At 45.3% G+C, this 18657-nt stretch carries 18 protein-coding genes; 14 read left to right on the forward strand and 4 right to left on the reverse strand.

The genetic code is table 11. The annotated features are described in order from the left end of the window. Nucleotides 1-2: 2 nt before the first annotated feature. Nucleotides 3-182, forward strand: coding sequence for a hypothetical protein (locus QUA62_RS08530; protein ID WP_333403432.1), 180 nt, complete (start codon nucleotides 3-5; stop codon nucleotides 180-182). On the opposite strand, the gene QUA62_RS08535 is transcribed toward QUA62_RS08530, so the two are convergent. Continuing rightward, the gene (locus tag QUA62_RS08535) at nucleotides 169-1500 is read right to left on the reverse strand and encodes a DUF3086 domain-containing protein (protein WP_333403433.1); all 1332 of its coding nucleotides are present in this window, start codon (nucleotides 1498-1500) and stop codon (nucleotides 169-171) included. The genes QUA62_RS08530 and QUA62_RS08535 overlap by 14 nt on opposite strands. Nucleotides 1501-1558: 58 nt before the next feature. Beyond that, nucleotides 1559-1951 (reverse strand): DUF3119 family protein, encoded by a 393-nt coding sequence (locus QUA62_RS08540; protein WP_015178462.1) that lies wholly within the window; start codon nucleotides 1949-1951, stop codon nucleotides 1559-1561. Between the two features lie 226 nt (nucleotides 1952-2177). Between QUA62_RS08540 and QUA62_RS08545 the strand changes: the two genes are divergently transcribed. Continuing rightward, a complete protein-coding gene (locus tag QUA62_RS08545) occupies nucleotides 2178-3368 on the forward strand; it encodes a transposase (protein ID WP_333403434.1) in 1191 nt (396 codons plus the stop codon). A gap of 51 nt (nucleotides 3369-3419) precedes the next feature. On the opposite strand, the gene QUA62_RS08550 is transcribed toward QUA62_RS08545, so the two are convergent. Then, a complete protein-coding gene (locus QUA62_RS08550) occupies nucleotides 3420-4214 on the reverse strand; it encodes an MlaE family lipid ABC transporter permease subunit (RefSeq protein ID WP_190656543.1) in 795 nt (264 codons plus the stop codon). Between the two features lie 186 nt (nucleotides 4215-4400). Between QUA62_RS08550 and QUA62_RS08555 the strand changes: the two genes are divergently transcribed. Then, nucleotides 4401-4688, forward strand: coding sequence for a hypothetical protein (locus tag QUA62_RS08555; RefSeq protein WP_333403435.1), 288 nt, complete (start codon nucleotides 4401-4403; stop codon nucleotides 4686-4688). Nucleotides 4689-5183: 495 nt separating this feature from the next. After that, nucleotides 5184-5627 (forward strand): Hsp20/alpha crystallin family protein, encoded by a 444-nt coding sequence (locus tag QUA62_RS08560; RefSeq protein ID WP_190656530.1) that lies wholly within the window; start codon nucleotides 5184-5186, stop codon nucleotides 5625-5627. A 143-nt stretch (nucleotides 5628-5770) separates the two neighbouring features. On the opposite strand, the gene QUA62_RS08565 is transcribed toward QUA62_RS08560, so the two are convergent. Further along, nucleotides 5771-5947 carry a hypothetical protein gene (locus QUA62_RS08565; protein ID WP_333219010.1) on the reverse strand — a complete coding sequence of 59 codons (177 nt, stop codon included), beginning with the start codon at nucleotides 5945-5947 and terminating at the stop codon, nucleotides 5771-5773. Between the two features lie 23 nt (nucleotides 5948-5970). Here QUA62_RS08565 and QUA62_RS08570 point away from each other — a divergent pair, with 23 nt between their 5' ends. The 10 genes from QUA62_RS08570 (at nucleotide 5971) to QUA62_RS08615 (ending at nucleotide 18600) form a co-directional block, all read left to right on the forward strand. Next, a complete protein-coding gene (locus tag QUA62_RS08570; protein ID WP_333283851.1) occupies nucleotides 5971-6252 on the forward strand; it encodes a hypothetical protein in 282 nt (93 codons plus the stop codon). After that, nucleotides 6245-6640 (forward strand): hypothetical protein, encoded by a 396-nt coding sequence (locus tag QUA62_RS08575; protein WP_333403436.1) that lies wholly within the window; start codon nucleotides 6245-6247, stop codon nucleotides 6638-6640. The genes QUA62_RS08570 and QUA62_RS08575 overlap by 8 nt, the downstream gene beginning before the upstream one ends. Nucleotides 6641-6988: 348 nt before the next feature. After that, nucleotides 6989-7390: a fasciclin domain-containing protein gene (locus tag QUA62_RS08580; protein WP_006634220.1), complete on the forward strand. Its 402-nt coding sequence runs from the start codon at nucleotides 6989-6991 to the stop codon at nucleotides 7388-7390. Nucleotides 7391-7593: 203 nt separating this feature from the next. After that, entirely contained in the window at nucleotides 7594-12702 is a 5109-nt protein-coding gene (locus QUA62_RS08585) for a PAS domain S-box protein (protein WP_333403474.1), read from the forward strand. Between the two features lie 317 nt (nucleotides 12703-13019). Then, nucleotides 13020-13247 (forward strand): hypothetical protein, encoded by a 228-nt coding sequence (locus QUA62_RS08590; protein ID WP_333219016.1) that lies wholly within the window; start codon nucleotides 13020-13022, stop codon nucleotides 13245-13247. Nucleotides 13248-13567: 320 nt separating this feature from the next. After that, entirely contained in the window at nucleotides 13568-14653 is a 1086-nt protein-coding gene (locus tag QUA62_RS08595; protein ID WP_190656513.1) for an amino acid ABC transporter substrate-binding protein, read from the forward strand. A 194-nt stretch (nucleotides 14654-14847) separates the two neighbouring features. Continuing rightward, nucleotides 14848-16062, forward strand: coding sequence for an ABC transporter permease subunit (locus QUA62_RS08600; RefSeq protein WP_333403437.1), 1215 nt, complete (start codon nucleotides 14848-14850; stop codon nucleotides 16060-16062). 46 nt (nucleotides 16063-16108) lie between these two features. Next, nucleotides 16109-16708: a hypothetical protein gene (locus QUA62_RS08605; protein WP_333283843.1), complete on the forward strand. Its 600-nt coding sequence runs from the start codon at nucleotides 16109-16111 to the stop codon at nucleotides 16706-16708. A 57-nt stretch (nucleotides 16709-16765) separates the two neighbouring features. Next, complete coding sequence (locus QUA62_RS08610) at nucleotides 16766-17287, forward strand: DUF29 family protein (protein WP_333403438.1); 522 nt, start codon at nucleotides 16766-16768, stop codon at nucleotides 17285-17287. Between the two features lie 113 nt (nucleotides 17288-17400). Next, nucleotides 17401-18600 (forward strand): amino acid ABC transporter permease, encoded by a 1200-nt coding sequence (locus tag QUA62_RS08615; RefSeq protein ID WP_333403439.1) that lies wholly within the window; start codon nucleotides 17401-17403, stop codon nucleotides 18598-18600. Nucleotides 18601-18657 lie beyond the last annotated feature (57 nt).

An 18657-nucleotide genomic window follows, 5' to 3' on the forward strand; every position in this document is an offset into this window, starting at 1 on the left:
ATTTGAGATTTCGTGTACAGCAGAAGGAAGAAGGAAGAAGGAAGAAGGAAGAAGGAAGAAGGAAGAAGAAGAAACAACCAATTCCGGTTAATTTCCCTCTGAGTTTCTTCAGTCCGCGCAGGCGGACGAAAGTTTGTATAGCAGCGAATTATATTCGCCCGGACTTGCTCAAAAATCCTTAGCAGTCGTCAAAGTTTGCGGGTCAGAAGCAAAGGCCAACCACAGCGGAAATTGCAGCAGTGACAAACTAATTAAATCCTCAGTTTCATCAATGACAATTAGTGGCAATTTGCCCTCTTTCACCAGTCGATCGGCTTTTTGAGCTAAAGCTTCGGCAGACTCAAACATAATAATCCCCCGTTCCGGGCCAAAATCGCTGCGAGTAATGCCCAAACAGTCCTGCAAACCCCGGCGCCACTCTCCTAAACGTTCGGGACTGTTGGCGAGCACCAAAGTCCGCACCCGTCCACCGTAGACGCTTCTGAGTACAGAAATAATAGTCGAAGTAATCAAGATATTTTGCAAGCGCGAACCCATAGTCCGCAAAGCACCCCTTCCTCCTTGAGTGAAAAACCAGTTAGAAACTCGTTCCGCGTGGATGGGTTCAAAAGTGCGGCGAAGTTGCCAAGGCGGGCCGTAGTAGTCGGGGAGAGTGCGATATTGATCGAGGGTGCGGCGAATTTGTTTGGCTTGTTCTTGAAATCCCTGTTCGGCAAATTTGGGATTTACTGGTGCTGAGGATTGAGACTCCTCAGCAGGAATTTGCTTGGGTGTCTCTTGCACTGGTGGCGTCAAATCTAAGAGTTCGGCGGTAGCGGCCAAATCCTGCAAACTGCCTACTAGATAGTCTTTGAAACCCTGGACTCGAATGGCTAAATCTTGGGAAACGCCGGCAAAAGTGGTTCGCATTTCCTTCTGAATTCGATCGCGCCGGCGTTCGAGTTTTTCTACTTCGATTTGTAGCGCTTGTTTGCGGTGATCTAGTTGAATCAAGCCGTCTTGTACCAAACGCCCGATCGAGGCTTGAGCCTGGCCCAACGCTTCTATAGCATTGGCTTTGTCGGCTTCCAATGCGGCAATTTTTTCAGTCAAATTTTGTTCTTGCTGCTGCAATTCTTTGACTCTCTCTGCCAACTGTTCGGTAAGATTTTCTGGGATGTGCGTTACCGTTTCTGGGGTTGCTGTTGGCTGGGAGTCTGTTGGAGGCTCGATTTGAGCGATCGGACTTTCTGATTCGGCATCGTCGGTGTACGGCGGAATTTGGGCGATTGCGCCTGCTTCGTCCACGAATTGGGCGATTTCGGCATCTTCCTCGCCCAGCGGCGGGTCTGTTTCTGGCGGGAGTTGGGCTGGCAGTTCATTTTCGTCGATCCACAAATCTCGTGTTTGAGATAGAAGTTGGTACTCCGTCTCATTCACGGGTAAATCGACTTCGCCGTCACCGCTTGGGGCGGCTGGTTGTGGTTGCGGTTCTTGGGTTGGAGATTCGTCTGAATTCATGGGAAATTTTGTTCGGCGTGGGCACGGAAAAGTTAAAAATTAAAAATTAACAACTTTTTTAGTCTTGACGGGGACAGCGCTGTTCTAAGCAGGTCTGTAGCATTTTACGATCGAACAGAACCGGCAGAAAGTGAATGCTGTTAATTTCTTTGAAATAGAACAAAATCGGCACAGCGGGCCAAAATATCCGCCAATTTTGCCATTCTCGGTAAGGAAAGCGGCGGATTAAGTTGGACGATCGATAAATGTCCAAATCTGTTGGGGTAAATTGTAGCCGGATGGTGGCGGCTTGGTACATCAGAAACAAGCCGAACAGCGAAAGCGGCAAACTAGCCCACTTCTGCACGAACAGCAGCGGTAGGGCCGCCAGTACCAGGACTAGGGGAATCGCATAACTCGGAGCGAGTTCGATCGTATTTGTCGGCGCAGTCGAAGAGGCAGTGGTATTCACGGGTTTAAATCAAGGGTAGTAAACGAATGTTGCCGATTATTCATATTTTATAGGAAATAAGCTGAAAACCCTGTGACTTCAGTCCAGGGACGGGCGATCGCGGGAGACTTTAGTCTCCCAGTCAAATCCTTGCTTCATCAGAAATACGAGTTACATTGTAAACTTTCTTTACTTTGGGGAGCCGTCTTATGTCAAACGATATAACATAAAAAGCGGAGGTAAAGCAATGCTAGTTTTTGAGTTTAAAGCCTACGGGAAACAGAATCAGTTCAATGCAGTGGATGAAGCAATTCGTACCGCTAAATTTGTCCGCAATAGTTGTTTGCGCTATTGGATGGATAACAAAAAAGTGGGTCGATACGACTTAAATAAATACTGTGCTGTACTGGCTCGCGACTTTCCCTTTGCTGACGAACTCAACTCAATGGCTCGACAATCGAGCGCTGAACGAGCATGGTCTGCTATCTCCCGATTTTATGATAATTGCAAGAAAGGGATTCCTGGTAAAAAAGGTTATCCACAGTTTCAGAAAAACTGCCGCTCAGTTGAGTACAAAACGAGTGGATGGAAGCTTGCGGACGATAGAAAATCAATCAATTTTCTCGATAAAAAAGGGATTGGAAGGTTAAAACTAAAAGGCACACGCGACTTGCACTTCTACCAAATCAGTCAAATCAAACGGGTGAGATTGGTAAAAGGTGCGGATGGCGTGTACGTTCAATTCTGTGTTGATGTTGATCGAAAAGAAAACACAGAACCCTCTGGTACTACGCTCGGATTAGACATGGGTCTGAAGGAATATTACACTGATTCAAACGGAGTTACGGTTGAAAATCCGAAGTTCCTCAGAAAAGGTGAAAAAGTTCTTAAGCGTTCAGTACGTAGTGTCTCCAGGAAAGTAAGAGGTTCAAAGAATAGGGGCAAAGCTAGGCAGATTCTAGGCAAACGCCATCTCAAAATAAGTAGGCAGCGTAAAGACCATGCAGTGAAATTAGCACGGTGCGTAATCTCATCAAACGATGTAGTGGCTTACGAAGATTTGAGAATCAAAAACATGGTGAAGAATCACTGTTTAGCTAAGTCTATTAATGACGCATCTTGGTATCAATTTCGTGTTTGGCTTGAATACTTCGGTAAAGTATTTGGAAAGATTACGGTTGCGGTGAACCCACAGTACACCACCCAAGAATGCTCTAAGTGCGGTGAAATTGTCAAAAAAACGCTATCCACGAGAACACACGTTTGTAAATGTGGGTGTGTAATGGATAGAGATTTCAACGCAGCTAGAAATATCCTTCGTCGAGGATTGGGTACGGCGGGACACGTCGGAACCTTTGGTCTTGAGCCAAGCAACGCTTTAGGAGAATTGACCTCTACTGTTGTTGGAGAAATCCTGCTTCAGCAAGTTGAATCGTAGATTAAAGAATCCCCGCGCGTTTACGCCCGGGAGTGTCAACTGTTTCCTAGCTTACAAGCCTTTGAGTACGCTAGAGCCCGTCCCCTGAAACATCAGCCAAGTCATGAAAAAGTTCACAATAAAAATAGCCAGTAAAGCCGTCACCACCGCCGTAGTAGTCGATTGACCGACGCCTTTTGCCCCGCCGGTGGTAGTCAAACCCCAGCTAGTGCCGATTACGGCAATCAAACCACCGAACACAAAAGCCTTAATTGCCGCGCTGCAAATATCCCACAGACTCAGGAAATTGCGGACTGATTCTAAAAACACGCTTTGAGAGATGCCGTACATCGTTGTAGCAATCAGCAGTCCGCCAAGGACGCCGGTGACGAGACACATGATGGTTAAAATTGGCAGCATCAAGCAGCAAGCAAGGACGCGAGGAATGACTAAATAGTCGATCGGGTCTGTTCTGAGCATCAGCAGGGCATCTATCTGCTCTGTTACCTGCATTGTGCCGATTTCCGCTGCAAAAGCCGAACCTACCCGTCCCGTCACGATGACGGCTGTTAAGACGGGGCCGAGCTCGCGAGTCAAAGACAAAGCCAAAACGCCACCGACGACATTGGCGGCACCGAGGTTAATAAACTCCCTCGCTACCTGAATAGTAAATACCATGCCGACAAAACCCGCAGTCAGCAAAGCAATCAGCAGAGATTCCGGGCCGACTGCTGCCATTTGGTCGATGGTGTTGCGGCGGTGAATTTTGCCCTTCAGCAGGTGCAGCATGACTTGGCCGCCCAATAAAGCTGCTGCCAGCAACCGCTGACTCCACAAACTGAGGCTCGAAGATGTAGTGGTGCTCAAGGGAATTTCGAGTGTAGAACAACTGCAAAAAATGAAATCTATCTACAAATCTTAAACAAGTTTTTTCTATAACATTTAAGATTTCTGACAGAACTGGCCACTGACGGCGATCGCTGCCTATCGTAGAAAAGGACAAGTTTTGTTTGCTTGCACCTTTCGGCAGTTTAGCTGAATTTACTGACTCTTATGAGCATTTTTCCCAATTTTCTTCGCTCTGTACTGCTGACCAGCCTGTTGAGCTTTGTCGCCCCCGTCTTGTTAATCGGCGCGGGATTGACTAGCTTTTCGCTGATCGGCTTCGTGCCTGCTCTCCAAGGAGTTGGTCGTTCTGGAGAAGACCTGATTTTGCAGTTCTTAGCTACTTTCGGCAGCGGCTGTCCCCTGCAGGGCTTTTTCGTCATTGGTCTAACTTTTGGTTTGGTGGGTGCTTTGTTTGATACCTACGCTTCTTATCAGCATTCGCGGTGGAGTTAATTTTGTTTCGTTATATGTGGAATGTGAGATTTTAGGTTGGGAATTCTAAATTAAATCTAAAATCTCAAATTGTTGGGTTCCGATGCGATCGAATAGCGCCACCTGCAATGACTTCGCCCACAAACAGATAGTTGCTAGCAGACAGGAGTGGTGGAAAGCAAAAAATTTTAGACCAAAGTTAAAATTTCCCCAGTCATGTGTAGAGTCAATCTCACATCTCAACTCTCCAACCTCAAATCGGCTGACTTCGCCCAAAAACGGATACTTGAAATTTTAGACTCTTGGTCAAACTTCCAGATTCATCTGTGGAGTCAATCTCAAATCTCCACTCTCAAACCGACTCACTCAACATTATTGCTCGCAAATGTTCGGTAATGCGATCGGCTTTTTTGCGGAAAACCGAATCCCCCTATTTCTGGAGCTGGAATATATTAAATACAGGTTGAGTCAAGTGTTTCTCAACCCTAAAAACTTCAGATAGTCGAGGTATTAGTTATGGCACTTATTCGTTGGGAACCTTTGCGGGAAATGGACTCCTTGCAACGAGAAATGAATCGGTTGTTTGATAGCTTGACTCCGGCAACCGATCGCGCATCTAACGGTGTTGCTTTTCTACCCCCCGCCGAACTCGATGAAACTCCCGAAGCCATCCACCTTAAATTAGAAGTTCCGGGCATGGAAGCTAAGGATTTGGACGTACAAGTAACCGCAGAAGCTGTTGCTATTAGTGGCGAACGCCGTCAGGAAACTAAGAGTGAAGATAAAGGCATGACTCGCTCTGAGTTCCGTTACGGTTCGTTCCGCCGGGTGATTCCCCTACCCGCACGGGTTCAAAATGACAGCGTAGAAGCTGAGTACAAAAATGGAGTTTTGCACCTGAATTTGCCCAAAGCGGAAGCAGAAAAGAACCGCGTGGTGAAAGTGCAAATCGGTGGCTAATAATTGTTTCCTAGTTTAGTTAGTTTTAGTTAATTAGTAGGGGGGCGCAAGGCACCCCCTATTTGTTTGGGGAATTGAGAATTCGTCATTGGGAATTGAAAATTGTGCCGAAAAGCATTGGGAATTGCGAGTTTGAGGAATGATTATTCCTTTTTCCTTCTTCCTTCTTCCTTCTTCCATCCATCCGTTACATCCTCAGAAAGCGAATCCGTTGCGGAACTTCCTTTTTCCGATTCTGCAACTGTGCTAAACTCGAAGATGAATGGTTGGTGAGGAGACTTGCGTGCCGAGTCAGGGAGTTGGAGGAAATGGAATTGCATCTGAGTTTGGAGACTTAACGGGGATGACTCGCCAAGAAGTCGATGATTTTTTGCGCGGATTGGGTGCAGAAATCAGAACTACTAGAGAGGGTTATGTTGCATATAAATTTTTTGATAAGTCAACAGTAATGATCCGTCCTAACGGTGAAGTGATTAGAACGGCTGCACCGAAATATGGAGCAGATGGAAGAAATATCAACAAAGGTTTGCGTCTCGATAGAGATGGTAAATTATTGCGGACGAGAGACGAATTTGGTAATTTAATTCCAGGTACTCACAATACGGGAGAAAAATTAAATGAGTGATTGGAAGGATGACTATAACTTGCTTGGATTGGGTGGTTTTACATCTTTAATCACAAATGTTAAAGTATCTTCATGGGGAAACGAAGTATTAATTGAATGCGTCTACAATCCAGAAGAAAGATTGCCTTATATCCTGGCTTTCAAAGACTGTCGCGATATCAGTTGGACTGTACACGATGAAGAGGCAGTTGGCGAAGTGGAAGCTGAATTCTTCGGAATTTCATTTGGCGAGCCGGAACACCGCCAGCCTGCGGTGATTACTACAGACATTTTTGAAATTTCAATTTTGTACGGCAGTTTTAGCATTCACAAGGGAGAAAACCTAAATGCTGAAGTAGCCGATTTAGAAACAGAGGTTTTGGTATCACAATCGCCAGCAGTCTTGTAGCAATTTAAAAGCACCGCGCGGTTAAATGGCCAAGCGGTTAGTAATATTATGTCGTGTAAAATAACTATTACAGTCCTTGACGCACTCCGACTCCTCGAAACTGGGTTTTTTACCTAATCTGCGGGTTTTAACGAAGTATTTTCGTAAAAAACCCGGTTTCTGGGCCCCCATGCGTAAGTCCTATATTATTAGGTTTGTAGTGAGGACTGAAGTCCTCAGCAAAAATCTGAGGATTGAAGTCCTCACTACAAAATAATTACCCATTTTTCAAAAAAGACAGTAGGTATTGTTGCCAGCCTCAGTTTACGATACTTAAGAGAACATTTTTTGCAAATGAGGTAAAACACAATGCCTGATATTGTTGATATTGCCGTAGGTGCGGGTTCGTTTCAAACCCTGGTAACGGCGGTGCAAGTAGCTAATTTAGTAGATGCGCTCAAAAGTCCGGGCCCTTTCACTGTCTTTGCACCCACTGACGATGCTTTTGCGAAATTGCCGCCGGGAACTATCACCACCCTAGTGCAGAACGTTCCCCAACTGACCAGGATTTTGATGTTTCACGTCGTATCGGGGAAGTTTATGAAGGCTGATTTGGCAAAACTCGGTTTTGTTACTTCCTTAGAAGGTTCGCCGATTAAAATTGATTGTTCTGACGGTTTTGAGGTGAAAAATGCTACAGTTGTCGCTGCGGATATCGAAGCAGACAATGGCGTCATCCACGTCATCGATAACGTGATTTTAATGGGATAATTTCGCCGTCTAATCTCGCTGCGGGAGCCAAGCAGGTGCTTTGCGGTGCCGCTTTGCTCCCGATCGCACGCTTTTTTTTTATCGGTTGAAGGTAATTTCAATATAAAAAAGTTGTTTTTTCGGCGGATGTATTTTAAGATGATTGTTTGAAAAAGTTTAAAAATCAATAATTATAATATAAGCAAACCAGTTTGGTGAGCACTATGCAAATCCTAGCCGCCAGCCTCAAAGCAAAAGTCCGCCAGCGTACCTTGGAACTGCAAGTTCTCAACGAACTTACTGCAAAAGTTCAAGCGGCTCTCAGTGTTGAGGAAATTTGGTCTGCGTGTCTGGCACATCTCGATCGCCTCATTCCCACACAGGCGATCGCAATTTTGACGCTACCGGACGATCAAATATATCTGGAACACTTACAGCCGTTAAGTGCTAGCACCAAAGCCGAAATGGAAGGGCGCTTGCAAGCTGCTCGCGCTGAATGGCTTGCTGGCAATCGGGACTGGGCGCACAACATCACTCCGCCACCAATTGCTCAGTTTCAGTCAGTCTTGATGGCACCAGCCAACCTGGATGACAGTGAAGAATTGTTGGGAGTATTTTTCATTGGTGCAGAGCAAGCAACTGCTTTTAATTTGGAACACCTTTGTTTGCTACACACAGTAGCTCAAATTTGTGCCCAACAGTTAGTAACTTTAGCACGTCAAACGACCAGTGCCAAGGAGAGATTTCCAAATAATTTGGCTCTGGATTCTGAAAGTCAAGAACTATTGTTGCGGGCTGTAATGGAGGAGGGCCCGGACCGAGTTTTTGCGAAAGATAGAAACTTTAGATACATTTTTGTAAATCAAAGTTTTGCTGAATATTTGGGTAAAAATGTTGAGGAAATTATCGGCAAAGATGATATTGAATTAGGGTTTTCAGCCGAATTAGTATTTGGCGATCGCAACAGCCAAATTAGGGGCATCCGCGAGGAAGATCGAGCTGTGCTGGCTGGGGAGAGGGTTCGCAATCCCTACCAGGCGATCGTCTTTGAAGGCGGAAAACAGCACGTCTTTGACACGCAAAAAGTGCCGCTATGCGATGCAGAGGGTAATATATTTGGGGTTTTGGGTTTTTCTAGAGAGATTGGTCAATTGCAGGCCACAGATGAAGCCAGGAATCAAAGCCAAGCCAAACTGCAAAAAATTACTGCTAGCGTACCGGGTACGGTATATCAAATTGACTTACATCCAGACGGCTCAATGGCTTTCTCATTTGTGAGCGCCGGCTGCCGAGAATTGTATGAAATCGCACCAGAGGAGGCTCAGCAGGATATTAATGTAATTGTTAACATGATTCATCCCGAAGATCGAGATGATTTCCTTAACTCGCTGACGCTTTCTGCTGAAAATTTGCAGCCTTGGCGCTGGGAAGGAAAAATTGTCACTCCGTCAGGAAAACTTAAATGGGTTCAAGGAGCTTCTCAGCCAGAATTACAAGCATCGGGAGAGATAGTTTACTACGGCTTGTTCACGGATATTAGCGCCCGGAAACAAGCTGAACGGAAGCTGCAACTTTATCAACAAATCTTTTTGAAATCCAACGATGCGATCGCGATCTTAGACCCCGAAGGCTATTACTTAGAAACAAATCAAGCTCACACGGCTTTGCTGGGTTACAGTGCGTCAAAATTGTGGGGAAAAACGCCTGCCACTCACATGGGAGAACAGGCATTTATGTCTGTGCTGCAAAGCTTGGCAGAAACAGGGAGTTACCGAGGCGAAATGACCTGTATTAAGGCTATGCAAGAAGGAACAGTTGAGGTGGAGGTTTCGGCTTTTGCGGTTCTCAATGATGCTGGGGATGTAGTTTGTTACGTAAGTGTCAAAAGAGACATCACCGAACGCAAGCGAGCTGAGGAAAAACTAAAGCTTTACCGAGAAATATTTTTAAACTCCAATGATGCGATCGTGATTATCGATGCTGACGGGTTTTTCCTCGAACAAAATCGTGCTCACCAAACGCTTCTAGAATACACAGACGCGGAATTAGAAGCAGAAGCGTCGCCGCTGGTTGCGGGGGAGCGCTTTTCGGCAATTGCCCAAAGTTTAGCGGAAACTGGAAGTTTTCGGGGCGAAATTACTAACTGCACTAAAAAAGGCCAGACGCTGGCGATCGACGTTGCGGCATACTCTGTGATTAACAACGCCGACGATGTAATTTGTCATGTCTGCGTCAAGCGCGACATTACCGAACGCAAAAAAGGAGAAGAAGAACGGCAAAAATTTGTGTCGCTGATTGAAAACAGCAGCGATTTTATCGGTATGGCTACTCTAAAAGGCCAAACGCTCTTTGTCAACGAAGCCGGACGGAAAATGGTGGGGGTAGAGAATCTTTCGGAAGTGCTTAATACCGAGATATGGGAGTATATCGGCCCAAATTTTAAACAGAAATTCAGTCAAGAGATTTTGCCAACAATTAGCAACCAGGGCCAGTGGCAAGGAGAAGGTCAAATGCAGCACTGGCGCAGCGGAAGACGCATAGATGTTTTGATAAATGCTTTTCTGGTCAAGCACCCTCAAAGCACCGAACCGCTGTGCTTTGCTGCGGTAATTCGCGATGTCACCGAACGCAAGCAAGCTGAGAGAATGCTGCAGGAACAAGCAGAACAAGAACGGCTTGTTTCGGCGATCGCCCAGCGAGTCCGGCAGTCTCTCAACCTCACTCAAACTCTGAGCACTGCTGTACAAGAAGTGCGGCAGTTGTTGGCAACTGACCGCACAGTAATTTATCGTTTTGAGTCCGACGAAACAGCGGTTGTTGTTGTGGAATCTGTAGGGGATGATTGGATGCCACTGCTGGGCAGAGAAGTTCCAATGACATCCTTTGGGGAAAGTTATGTATCTCTATATAGTGCTGGACAAATTCAAGCAATGGCAGATATTTATACTGCCAGTTTGAGTGAAAAACACCGAGATTTACTTGCTAGTTTGCAGGTCAGGGCTAATTTAGTTGTACCAATTTTTATAGGCGATGAAAGTCAGGAGTTGGCAACAGAATATTTGCCGAAAATTCCCAGAATTTGCTCCCATGGAAGGAGTTTGGAAACGAGTCAAAATCGGTTGTGGGGATTGCTGATTGCTCATCAGTGCAGAGGTCCGCGCGTTTGGACTGATTCTGAGGTGGATTTACTAGGAAGGTTGAGCGTACAGTTGGCGATCGCCATTCAGCAATCTACTCTTTTTGAACAAGCGCAGCAAGCCCGAGAAGCCGCCCTAGAAGCGTCTCGAATGAAGTCGTTATTTTTAGCAAATATGAGTCACGAAATCCGTACTCCCATGAATGGAGTGATGGGGATGACTGATTTGCTGCTGAAAACGAATCTTACCCCCGAACAGATTGACTTTGTGCAGACGCTGAAACTCAGTGGTCAAAATTTACTCTCCATCATTAACGATATTCTAGATCTCTCCAAACTGGAAGCCGGAGAAATGCGCTTAGAAATACTAGAATTTAACCTCAGTATCTGTATGAATGAAGTGCTGGATTTGTTGGCAACTCCCGCACAAGAAAAAGGTATAGAAGTGGTGGCACTGATTGACAGCGACGTGCCGCTGCAAATTAAAGGTGATGCAGCGCGGTTGCGGCAAATACTCACTAATTTGATCAACAATGCTATTAAGTTTACAGAAGCAGGAGAAGTGGTAATTGAGGTGGCTGATGCTAGCGATCCTGGGTTATTTGCAGCCAGCGAGAATCAGAAAATTTTAGAGAATATCGAACCGTTAAAAATAGAAAACAAGGACTCGATGCTCCTGCTGTTTAAAGTCACCGATACAGGAATAGGGATTGCTCCCGAAGACCAAAAAAAGCTGTTTCAATCTTTTACTCAAGTTGATGCCTCTACAACAAGAAAATATGGTGGAACAGGTTTGGGGCTGGCTATTTCTAAGGAGTTGGTGGAGTTAATGGGTGGGCAAATCGGTGTGGAAAGTACCCCTGGCCAAGGCTCGACTTTTTGGTTTACTGTGCCGACAGTTAAGGAAAATTTAACTGGTGTGGGGACAGCGTGCGAAGTGAATTTGGAAACGGTGCTGGCGGGGCGAAAAATGTTAATTGCTAGCGACAAGCCGACAGTGCGAAAAGTGTTAGTGAGAATGGCTGTTGTGTGGGGAATGGAGGTGGAGGAGGTTGAGAACGGTTGGATGACGATCGCATCTCTGTACAAAGCTGTCAGCCTTAATTCCCCTTACGATATTGTTTTGGTTGATATTCAGTTGCCGGAAATGGTGGCGGGAAGTCTCGAACGCTTGAGGATTTCTGAGCCGGCAATGCAGCAGACAAAGTGGGTGGTGCTGACTTCAATGACTCAGCTTGGAGAGGCGAAACGCTTGGTAGATAGCGGTTTTAGTGGCTATTTAACTAAACCTGTGAAAGCTCACCGACTATTTGATTGCTTGGCGAATGCGATCGCCCCGATGACGCTGATTGATGAGCCGCGAGCAAATCCAACGTCCAATCGAGCCTCAGCTATTGACAACCGGGACTTAGCAAGTTTAAAGATTTTGTTAGTTGAAGATACTCCAATCAATCAAAAAGTTGGTCTGAATCAACTCAGAGTTTTGGGATGCGCGGCGGATGTGGCCAATAACGGTGCAGAGGCTGTATCTATGGTTGCTCTGAAAAAGTATGACATTGTGTTGATGGACTGTCAGATGCCGGTTTTGGACGGTTACGAAGCAACGCTGCAATTGCGCCGCCTAGAAGCGGCAGATGTTGCTGCTGGCAAGATGCAGCCGCATCAAAAGACGGTGGTGATTGCGATGACGGCGAATGCTTTGAAGGGCGATCGGGAAAAGTGTCTGGCGGCGGGCATGGACGATTATATTAGCAAACCTATTGCGATTGAAAAGTTAAAATCGGTACTAGAAAATTGGTCCGCCAAGCTAAAAATTGAAACTCCCAAGTTTAAGGGCGAGGAACTTCAAAATTCTGAGCCAGATATCGAATCGGTAGTCGATATGGCACGTTTGCACGAAATTTCGGGCGCTGATTTAGAGTTTGAGCGGGAAATACTGCAAGTTTTTGTGGTGGATACTGGTAGTTATTTAGAAGCTGCTAAGGAGGCGATCGCCTCGGGAGATATGGAGACACTGGCCCGCCACGCTCATCAAATTAAAGGTGTCAGCGCTACGGCGGCGGTGCGGTTAATGCCCGACATGGCAGATCAGCTTCAAAGTCGGGCTGAATCTAATGATTTGGAGGGGGCTACAAAAATCATCGCTGAATTAGAAATAATTCTGGCGGAGGTTCAAAAGTTGGTGGCTAGTGAGTAATCAATCAATTTTCTTTTGAACCGGGCTATCGGGCCCGATCGCGGACGGCTCTTGGCAGCCCCCCACGATCGCTCGCGTGTAAAGATTTTTAATCTTTTATCAAGATGTTTATCTCAATGTGAAGGAATTGGGAACTCTTATAACATCTTGTGTGTTGTAACTTATGACACTACTGTATTAAGTTATTGTGGTCAAATATAAAATAATCATTAAGCCGAGCGCCCGGAAGGTGCTTTTCGTCGATCGGCTTGAGACACCAAGACCAGCTTTTCGCTATGCCCGCCCATTAAGTGCGTATTTACGCTCAACGAGGTTTTATGACTCCAGTCATGTTACGCCAACTCTGGTCATTAATTGAGACCACCCAAGCTACTCTGTTAGTCAATTTAGACGATGCGACCTTGGTACAGTGGCTGCTAAAGCAGTTAAAAACGAACTCTGCGCTTAATGGCAAAGAAGCAGATGTGTTGGACGAATACATCCAGTCTCGGCTTTCCCTAATCCGCGATTTAGCTGAGCAGCGGCTAGCACCAGAGCTACGGTGAGCGCATTCAATCAAAATCGGATAAATATTCCAGGGAAAGGCGATCGGCCCTTGCGCTGGCCAGAAAAAGCAGAAAAGAAACCCGGTTTCAAGGATAAATCTTGGGTTTGACGACGAGGCCTCCAGCCGGAAACCGGGTTTCTAACTCTGGGCTCCCAGTTTGCTCAAAAAAAAACAGGCGGGTAGTCGGTGCAGTTGCCGCAGTGCAGCACCGGATGCAGAACGGCTAATTTGAAGCCGGAGGCTTTTGTAGTTCGCAGATCGCCACAGTTCTCGACAGCTACAAGGTAGGATTGTCAGGAAAGCGTTCTACTAAAATCTATGCGTAAATGGGGATTTCTGCTACTAGCAAGTGTGTTATTTGTGGCACCGTTGGCGTCTTGTAGGGATCGATCGGCACAAACCGGACAAACAACAGCAACAACTACTGCAGGCGGCAACTCGCAACAAGGTTCAAGCCGGATAGATACAATTGTCAGCCGCGGCAAACTGATTTGTGGCGTCAGCGGCGAACTGCCGGGTTTTAGCTTTGTAGACGAAAAAGGCAAATATTCGGGACTGGATGTGGATGTGTGCAGGGCTGTCGCGGCGGCAATATTTGACGATCCCGAAAAAGTCGAGTACCGAAAGCTCAATGCTAAAGATAGATTTACAGTTTTGCAGGCCGGAGAAATCGACATTCTCAGCCGAAATACCACCTACACGGCGAGCCGGGACAGCACTACCGGACTGGAATTTGCCCCGGTGATCTTTTATGACTCTCAAAGCATCATGGTCAAAAAAGACAGCGGCATCAAAAGTTTAAAAGATTTTGCGGGCAAATCTATCTGCGTGCAGACAGGTACGAGCACCGAACAAAATTTGTCCGACCAAATGCGAAAATTAGGAGTTAAATACACTCCTGTGGTGTTTGAAGATGTGAATGCTACCTTTGCTACTTATCAAGAAGGTCGCTGTCAAGGTGTTACTGCAGATCGATCGCAGCTAGTCTCGAAGCGGACAACTCTGCCGAATTCCGAGAATAATGTTGTTTTGCCGATCGTGATGTCAAAAGAACCGTTAGCCCCAGCGGTAAAAAGCGGCGATCCTAAATGGTCTGACGCGGTGAAATGGATTATTTTCGCGGCGATTGAAGCGGAAGATTTGGGAATTAATTCAGGAAATGTAGACCAAATTGTGGCCAGCACTACAGACCCGAACGTCAAACGTTTGCTAGGAAAAGAAGGAGATTTAGGTAAAGGTTTGGGACTCCCGAACGACTACGCAGTCCGCGTTGTGAAGAAAGTCGGGAATTACGGGGAAATGTACGATCGCAACCTCGGGCCCAAAAGTACACTCAAGTTAGAACGGGGTCAAAACAGACTCTGGAAAGATGGCGGTTTGCTTTACTCGCCGCCGTTCCGCTAATTTTAGTTAACTGTTGACTGTTAACTGTTGACTGTTAACTGTTGACAGTTGACGGTTAACAGTTAACCAACAAGATATTTTAGACAGCAAGGTACTCCGCGCTTACCTGACTTTTAAGGTGCTTTCTAGGTGTACCCTACAAGATATTTTATGCCGGCTAAAGTTAGGTATAGTTCGCTCTACATTAAACAGTTATGAACCCAGAACCTCAACCGGGCAAATCGCAGAAATTGCCCAAATTTAAAGATATATCAAAACTGCTGCGGGACGATCGCTTCTGGAAAATAGCCGGACAGGCGATCGCCATAATTTTAGTAATAGTTGTTATCGCCATTCTCTGGGACAATCTCAGTGCCAATTACTCGCAACTGGGGATTGCATTTGGATTTGATTTTCTCAATTCGCAAGCATCTTTTGACATCGGCGAAAGCGTGATTCCTTACAGTCCCGAAAACACTTACAGACAAGCTTATTTTGTGGGTTTAATCAACTCGCTGCGGGTGATGGGTCTCGGCATTATTTTCGCAACAGTTGCGGGTTTGACTGTAGGAATTGCGCGCCTTTCCGACAATTGGCTGCTGCGGAGTTTGGCTGGTTTGTATGTGGAAATTTTGCGAAATACGCCGTTATTGCTGCAATTATTTTTCTGGTATTTTGCAGTTTTCATTTCCCTGCCAAAACTGGAAGACAATCAGCAGATGAGGGGGCCGATTTACTTGACAAATCGCGGCATTGCTGTACCTTGGCCGGTGGCTTTGCCGGGTTTTGAGATTTGGTTGATTTTGCTAACAGTCGGAGTTTTGGCGGCGGCGGGGCTGTGGATGTGGCGGGCACGGGTGATGTTGGAAGAAGCTAAGCCGGGAAGACAGTTGTTTTGGGCTCTAGGTGCGATCGGGCTGAGTGCAATCTTAGCTTTGATTATCACCAACAATCTGCCTTATCGGCTAGATTTCCCCCGCTTGACGCCAGCCTTGCAACTCGAAGGAGGATTAAAATTAACTCCTGAATTTGCCGCCCTGGTGACAGGACTCAGCTTGTATACTGGCAGTTACATTGCAGAAATTGTCCGGGCCGGAATTCAATCAGTATCGAGAGGCCAGTGGGAAGCGGGAAAGTCTTTAGGGCTGAAGTCTGGAACCATGATGCGGATGGTAATTTTGCCGCAAGCTTTGCGGGTGATTGTGCCGCCTTTAACCAGTCAGTATCTGAATTTAGCTAAGAATTCGAGTTTAGCGGTTGCGGTTGCTTATCCCGACGTTTATTTTGTGGTGGGCTCTCCGACCTTGAATCAGACCGGTCGGGCGATCGAAGCAATGTTAATTATCATGGTAACATACCTAACAATTAGTTTGATAGTTTCTCTGTTCATGAATTGGTACAATAAAACCGTACAAATCAAGGAAAGGTAACTGCTGAATAGTTGATTTTTTTGATGTAAGATTAAAGGAGAATAAAATGGCATACAGTGATTTTAGTTTAGCAAAAGTATCTAAAACTTTTGAACTTAAACTTTTAGATGCAGTTAATATGTTTTCTGCTATCCCAGAGTTAGAAAGTAGTAATTTTTTAGTAGAAACCCTTCAATATACTGTGCCATTAGCTATTAGCAGTAATACTGAAAAAGCTCGCTCCGAAATGATTATTGCACCAATTTTGATCGAACTGAGAAAACAGTTAAATTCGGAAATTAGCTTTTTTTCAGGAATAGACTTTACAATCGATCCCGAAAAAGGATTAAATGGAAATTGCGATTTTCTGATTAGTCGTTCTCCAGAATTATTAATTCTTACCGCACCAGTAATTATCATTGTAGAAGCCAAAAAGGAAAATATCAATGGTGGATTGGGACAGTGCGTAGCAGAAATGCTAGGCGCTAGAATATTTAATGAACGTGAAGGCAACGATATTCCTGCGATTTTTGGCGCTGTTACTAGCGGGACTAACTGGAGATTTCTAAAATTAAAAGACCAAGTAATTGAAATAGATTTAACCGAGTATTACCTCAGAGATGTTAATAAAATTTTAGGCATTTTAGCGAGTGTCATTAATAATTAATCCCCCATAACCACTAACTATCTTTGGTTGGCAAATATCAAAGTTGAGGTAAATCAAATGACACAAGAATTAATCGATCTTAGAACTAGCATATTGGAAGGAAGGTATACAGATGCTTTGGCAATTGTCGATGAGTTAGATGGAATGAGCAAACAGGCAATTTTGCGACAAATCCAATCTTTTTTAAATGTTTTGCTGATTCACTTGATTAAAAATCAAGTTGAACAGCGATTAACTGGTTCTTGGGCAAGTTCGATTCGCAATGCAATCAGAGAAATTAAAAAGGCAAATATTAAAGATAATAAAACATCTTATTACATCAATTCTGATGAATGGGAGAGTTTTATAGAGGAGGAGGTGATTGAGGATGCGATTGCAGAGGCTGCGGAGGAAGTATTGAATGGTGTTTATACTCAATTTCAACTTGCAGAGATGATAAATAGAAACCTGATTATTCAAACCGCTGTGAGGTTATTGAACTTGACTTATATCCATTCCGCCAAAGATTTACCCGCAGTGTTAGCCCAGCATTTAAGTCAGTTACCAGGTGGAGAAGATTGGATAAATCGGCGAAAATAAGATTTTTTTTAGCCTTGGCAATTGGAAATCGCGTCTACACAAACAAAACCCGCCTACGCGGGTTAATAAAATAACTGGTTGTTACTCTACGTCATAGGATTGAAAACCGCTATATGGAAACTGTCCCCATATTACCGCCCCCAGCCACCGAATCGCCTACCCCTTGGAATTGGGCGCGCAAAAATTTATTTAGTACCTGGTACAACAGCATTCTGACAGTAGTTTGCCTCATTATCGCCTTCCAAACTATTAAAGGAATTATTGTTTGGGCAACAACAAAAGCTCAATGGCACGTGTTAGAAGCCAACTTGCCGCTATTTTTCGCCGGCAGATTTCCCAGCGAATCCTACTGGCGGCTGTGGATAGTAACGGCCATAATTGCCTTGTTGGGAGGATTAACTTGGGGAAACATTCAGCGGCAAGAACGTCTTTGGAATCCGCCTTTACTAATTCTAATCGGTGCTGCGGTTGTGGGTGCGGTGATTTCGCCGATCGACCTAACCTCTCGCCTCTACCTCTTAGGAATTATTATCGCAGCCGCCGCCAGCTATGCCATCGGCAGGCAAATTCACCCAAAAATCAGGGACTGGATGCCAGCAGTTTGGGCTCTTTCCTTCCCCATAATTTTGTGGCTAATTAAAGGCGGGTTGGGTTTGGCCGAAGTGTCAACAAATGATTGGGGCGGTTTAGTATTGACGCTGTTTTTAGCAGTTATTAGTATTGTGCTTTCCTTTCCTTTGGGAGTATTGCTAGCACTCGGCCGACAAAGTTCTTTGCCCGTTGTGAGACTGTTATCAACCTTATACATTGAAATTATTCGCGGTTTACCATTAATTGGCATTTTATTTTTAGGTCAAGTGATGCTGCAACTCTTCTTGCCACCCGAATATCCCAAATTGGATAGAGTAATTAGAGCGATTGCTGGATTAACGTTATTTAGTGCGGCATACTTGGCGGAAAACGTGCGCGGTGGCTTGCAGGCCGTGCCCAGGGGACAAATAGAAGCAGCGAGGTCGATCGGACTCAATACACCTCTGCTTACAATTCTCATTGTACTGCCTCAAGCACTGCGAATAGTCATTCCGGCGATCGGCGGTCAATTCATCGGATTATTCATGGATACATCCCTGCTGTCTCTATTCGGAATGTTAGAATTAATCGGAATATCCCGGGCAGTTTTAGCAAATCCATCCTATATTGGCAGGTACGCCGAAGTTTACATATTCGTAGGCATCATTTATTGGATATTTTGCTACTCAATGTCCCTAGCCAGCCGCAAAATAGAGCGAACATTAGGAGTAGGCCAGCGCTAAAAACTCATCAACTTTCATCAGCGTTCATCAGCGTTCATCTGCCTTCATCTGCGGTTA

This window comes from Microcoleus sp. MON1_C1 (genome assembly GCF_036701945.1).
Classification (GTDB): domain Bacteria; phylum Cyanobacteriota; class Cyanobacteriia; order Cyanobacteriales; family Microcoleaceae; genus Microcoleus.

Coding starts and splice junctions, on each gene's coding strand:
- QUA62_RS08610 (WP_333403438.1), top strand. CDS start 16,766: ATGACACAAGAATTAATCGATCTTAGAACTAGCATATTGGAAGGAAGG.
- QUA62_RS08560 (WP_190656530.1), top strand. CDS start 5,184: ATGGCACTTATTCGTTGGGAACCTTTGCGGGAAATGGACTCCTTGCAA.
- QUA62_RS08585 (WP_333403474.1), top strand. CDS start 7,594: ATGCAAATCCTAGCCGCCAGCCTCAAAGCAAAAGTCCGCCAGCGTACC.
- QUA62_RS08575 (WP_333403436.1), top strand. CDS start 6,245: ATGAGTGATTGGAAGGATGACTATAACTTGCTTGGATTGGGTGGTTTT.
- QUA62_RS08580 (WP_006634220.1), top strand. CDS start 6,989: ATGCCTGATATTGTTGATATTGCCGTAGGTGCGGGTTCGTTTCAAACC.
- QUA62_RS08570 (WP_333283851.1), top strand. CDS start 5,971: ATGACTCGCCAAGAAGTCGATGATTTTTTGCGCGGATTGGGTGCAGAA.
- QUA62_RS08545 (WP_333403434.1), top strand. CDS start 2,178: ATGCTAGTTTTTGAGTTTAAAGCCTACGGGAAACAGAATCAGTTCAAT.
- QUA62_RS08535 (WP_333403433.1), bottom strand. CDS start 1,500: ATGAATTCAGACGAATCTCCAACCCAAGAACCGCAACCACAACCAGCC.
- QUA62_RS08590 (WP_333219016.1), top strand. CDS start 13,020: ATGACTCCAGTCATGTTACGCCAACTCTGGTCATTAATTGAGACCACC.
- QUA62_RS08600 (WP_333403437.1), top strand. CDS start 14,848: ATGAACCCAGAACCTCAACCGGGCAAATCGCAGAAATTGCCCAAATTT.
- QUA62_RS08605 (WP_333283843.1), top strand. CDS start 16,109: ATGGCATACAGTGATTTTAGTTTAGCAAAAGTATCTAAAACTTTTGAA.
- QUA62_RS08615 (WP_333403439.1), top strand. CDS start 17,401: ATGGAAACTGTCCCCATATTACCGCCCCCAGCCACCGAATCGCCTACC.
- QUA62_RS08595 (WP_190656513.1), top strand. CDS start 13,568: ATGCGTAAATGGGGATTTCTGCTACTAGCAAGTGTGTTATTTGTGGCA.
- QUA62_RS08565 (WP_333219010.1), bottom strand. CDS start 5,947: ATGCAATTCCATTTCCTCCAACTCCCTGACTCGGCACGCAAGTCTCCT.
- QUA62_RS08555 (WP_333403435.1), top strand. CDS start 4,401: ATGAGCATTTTTCCCAATTTTCTTCGCTCTGTACTGCTGACCAGCCTG.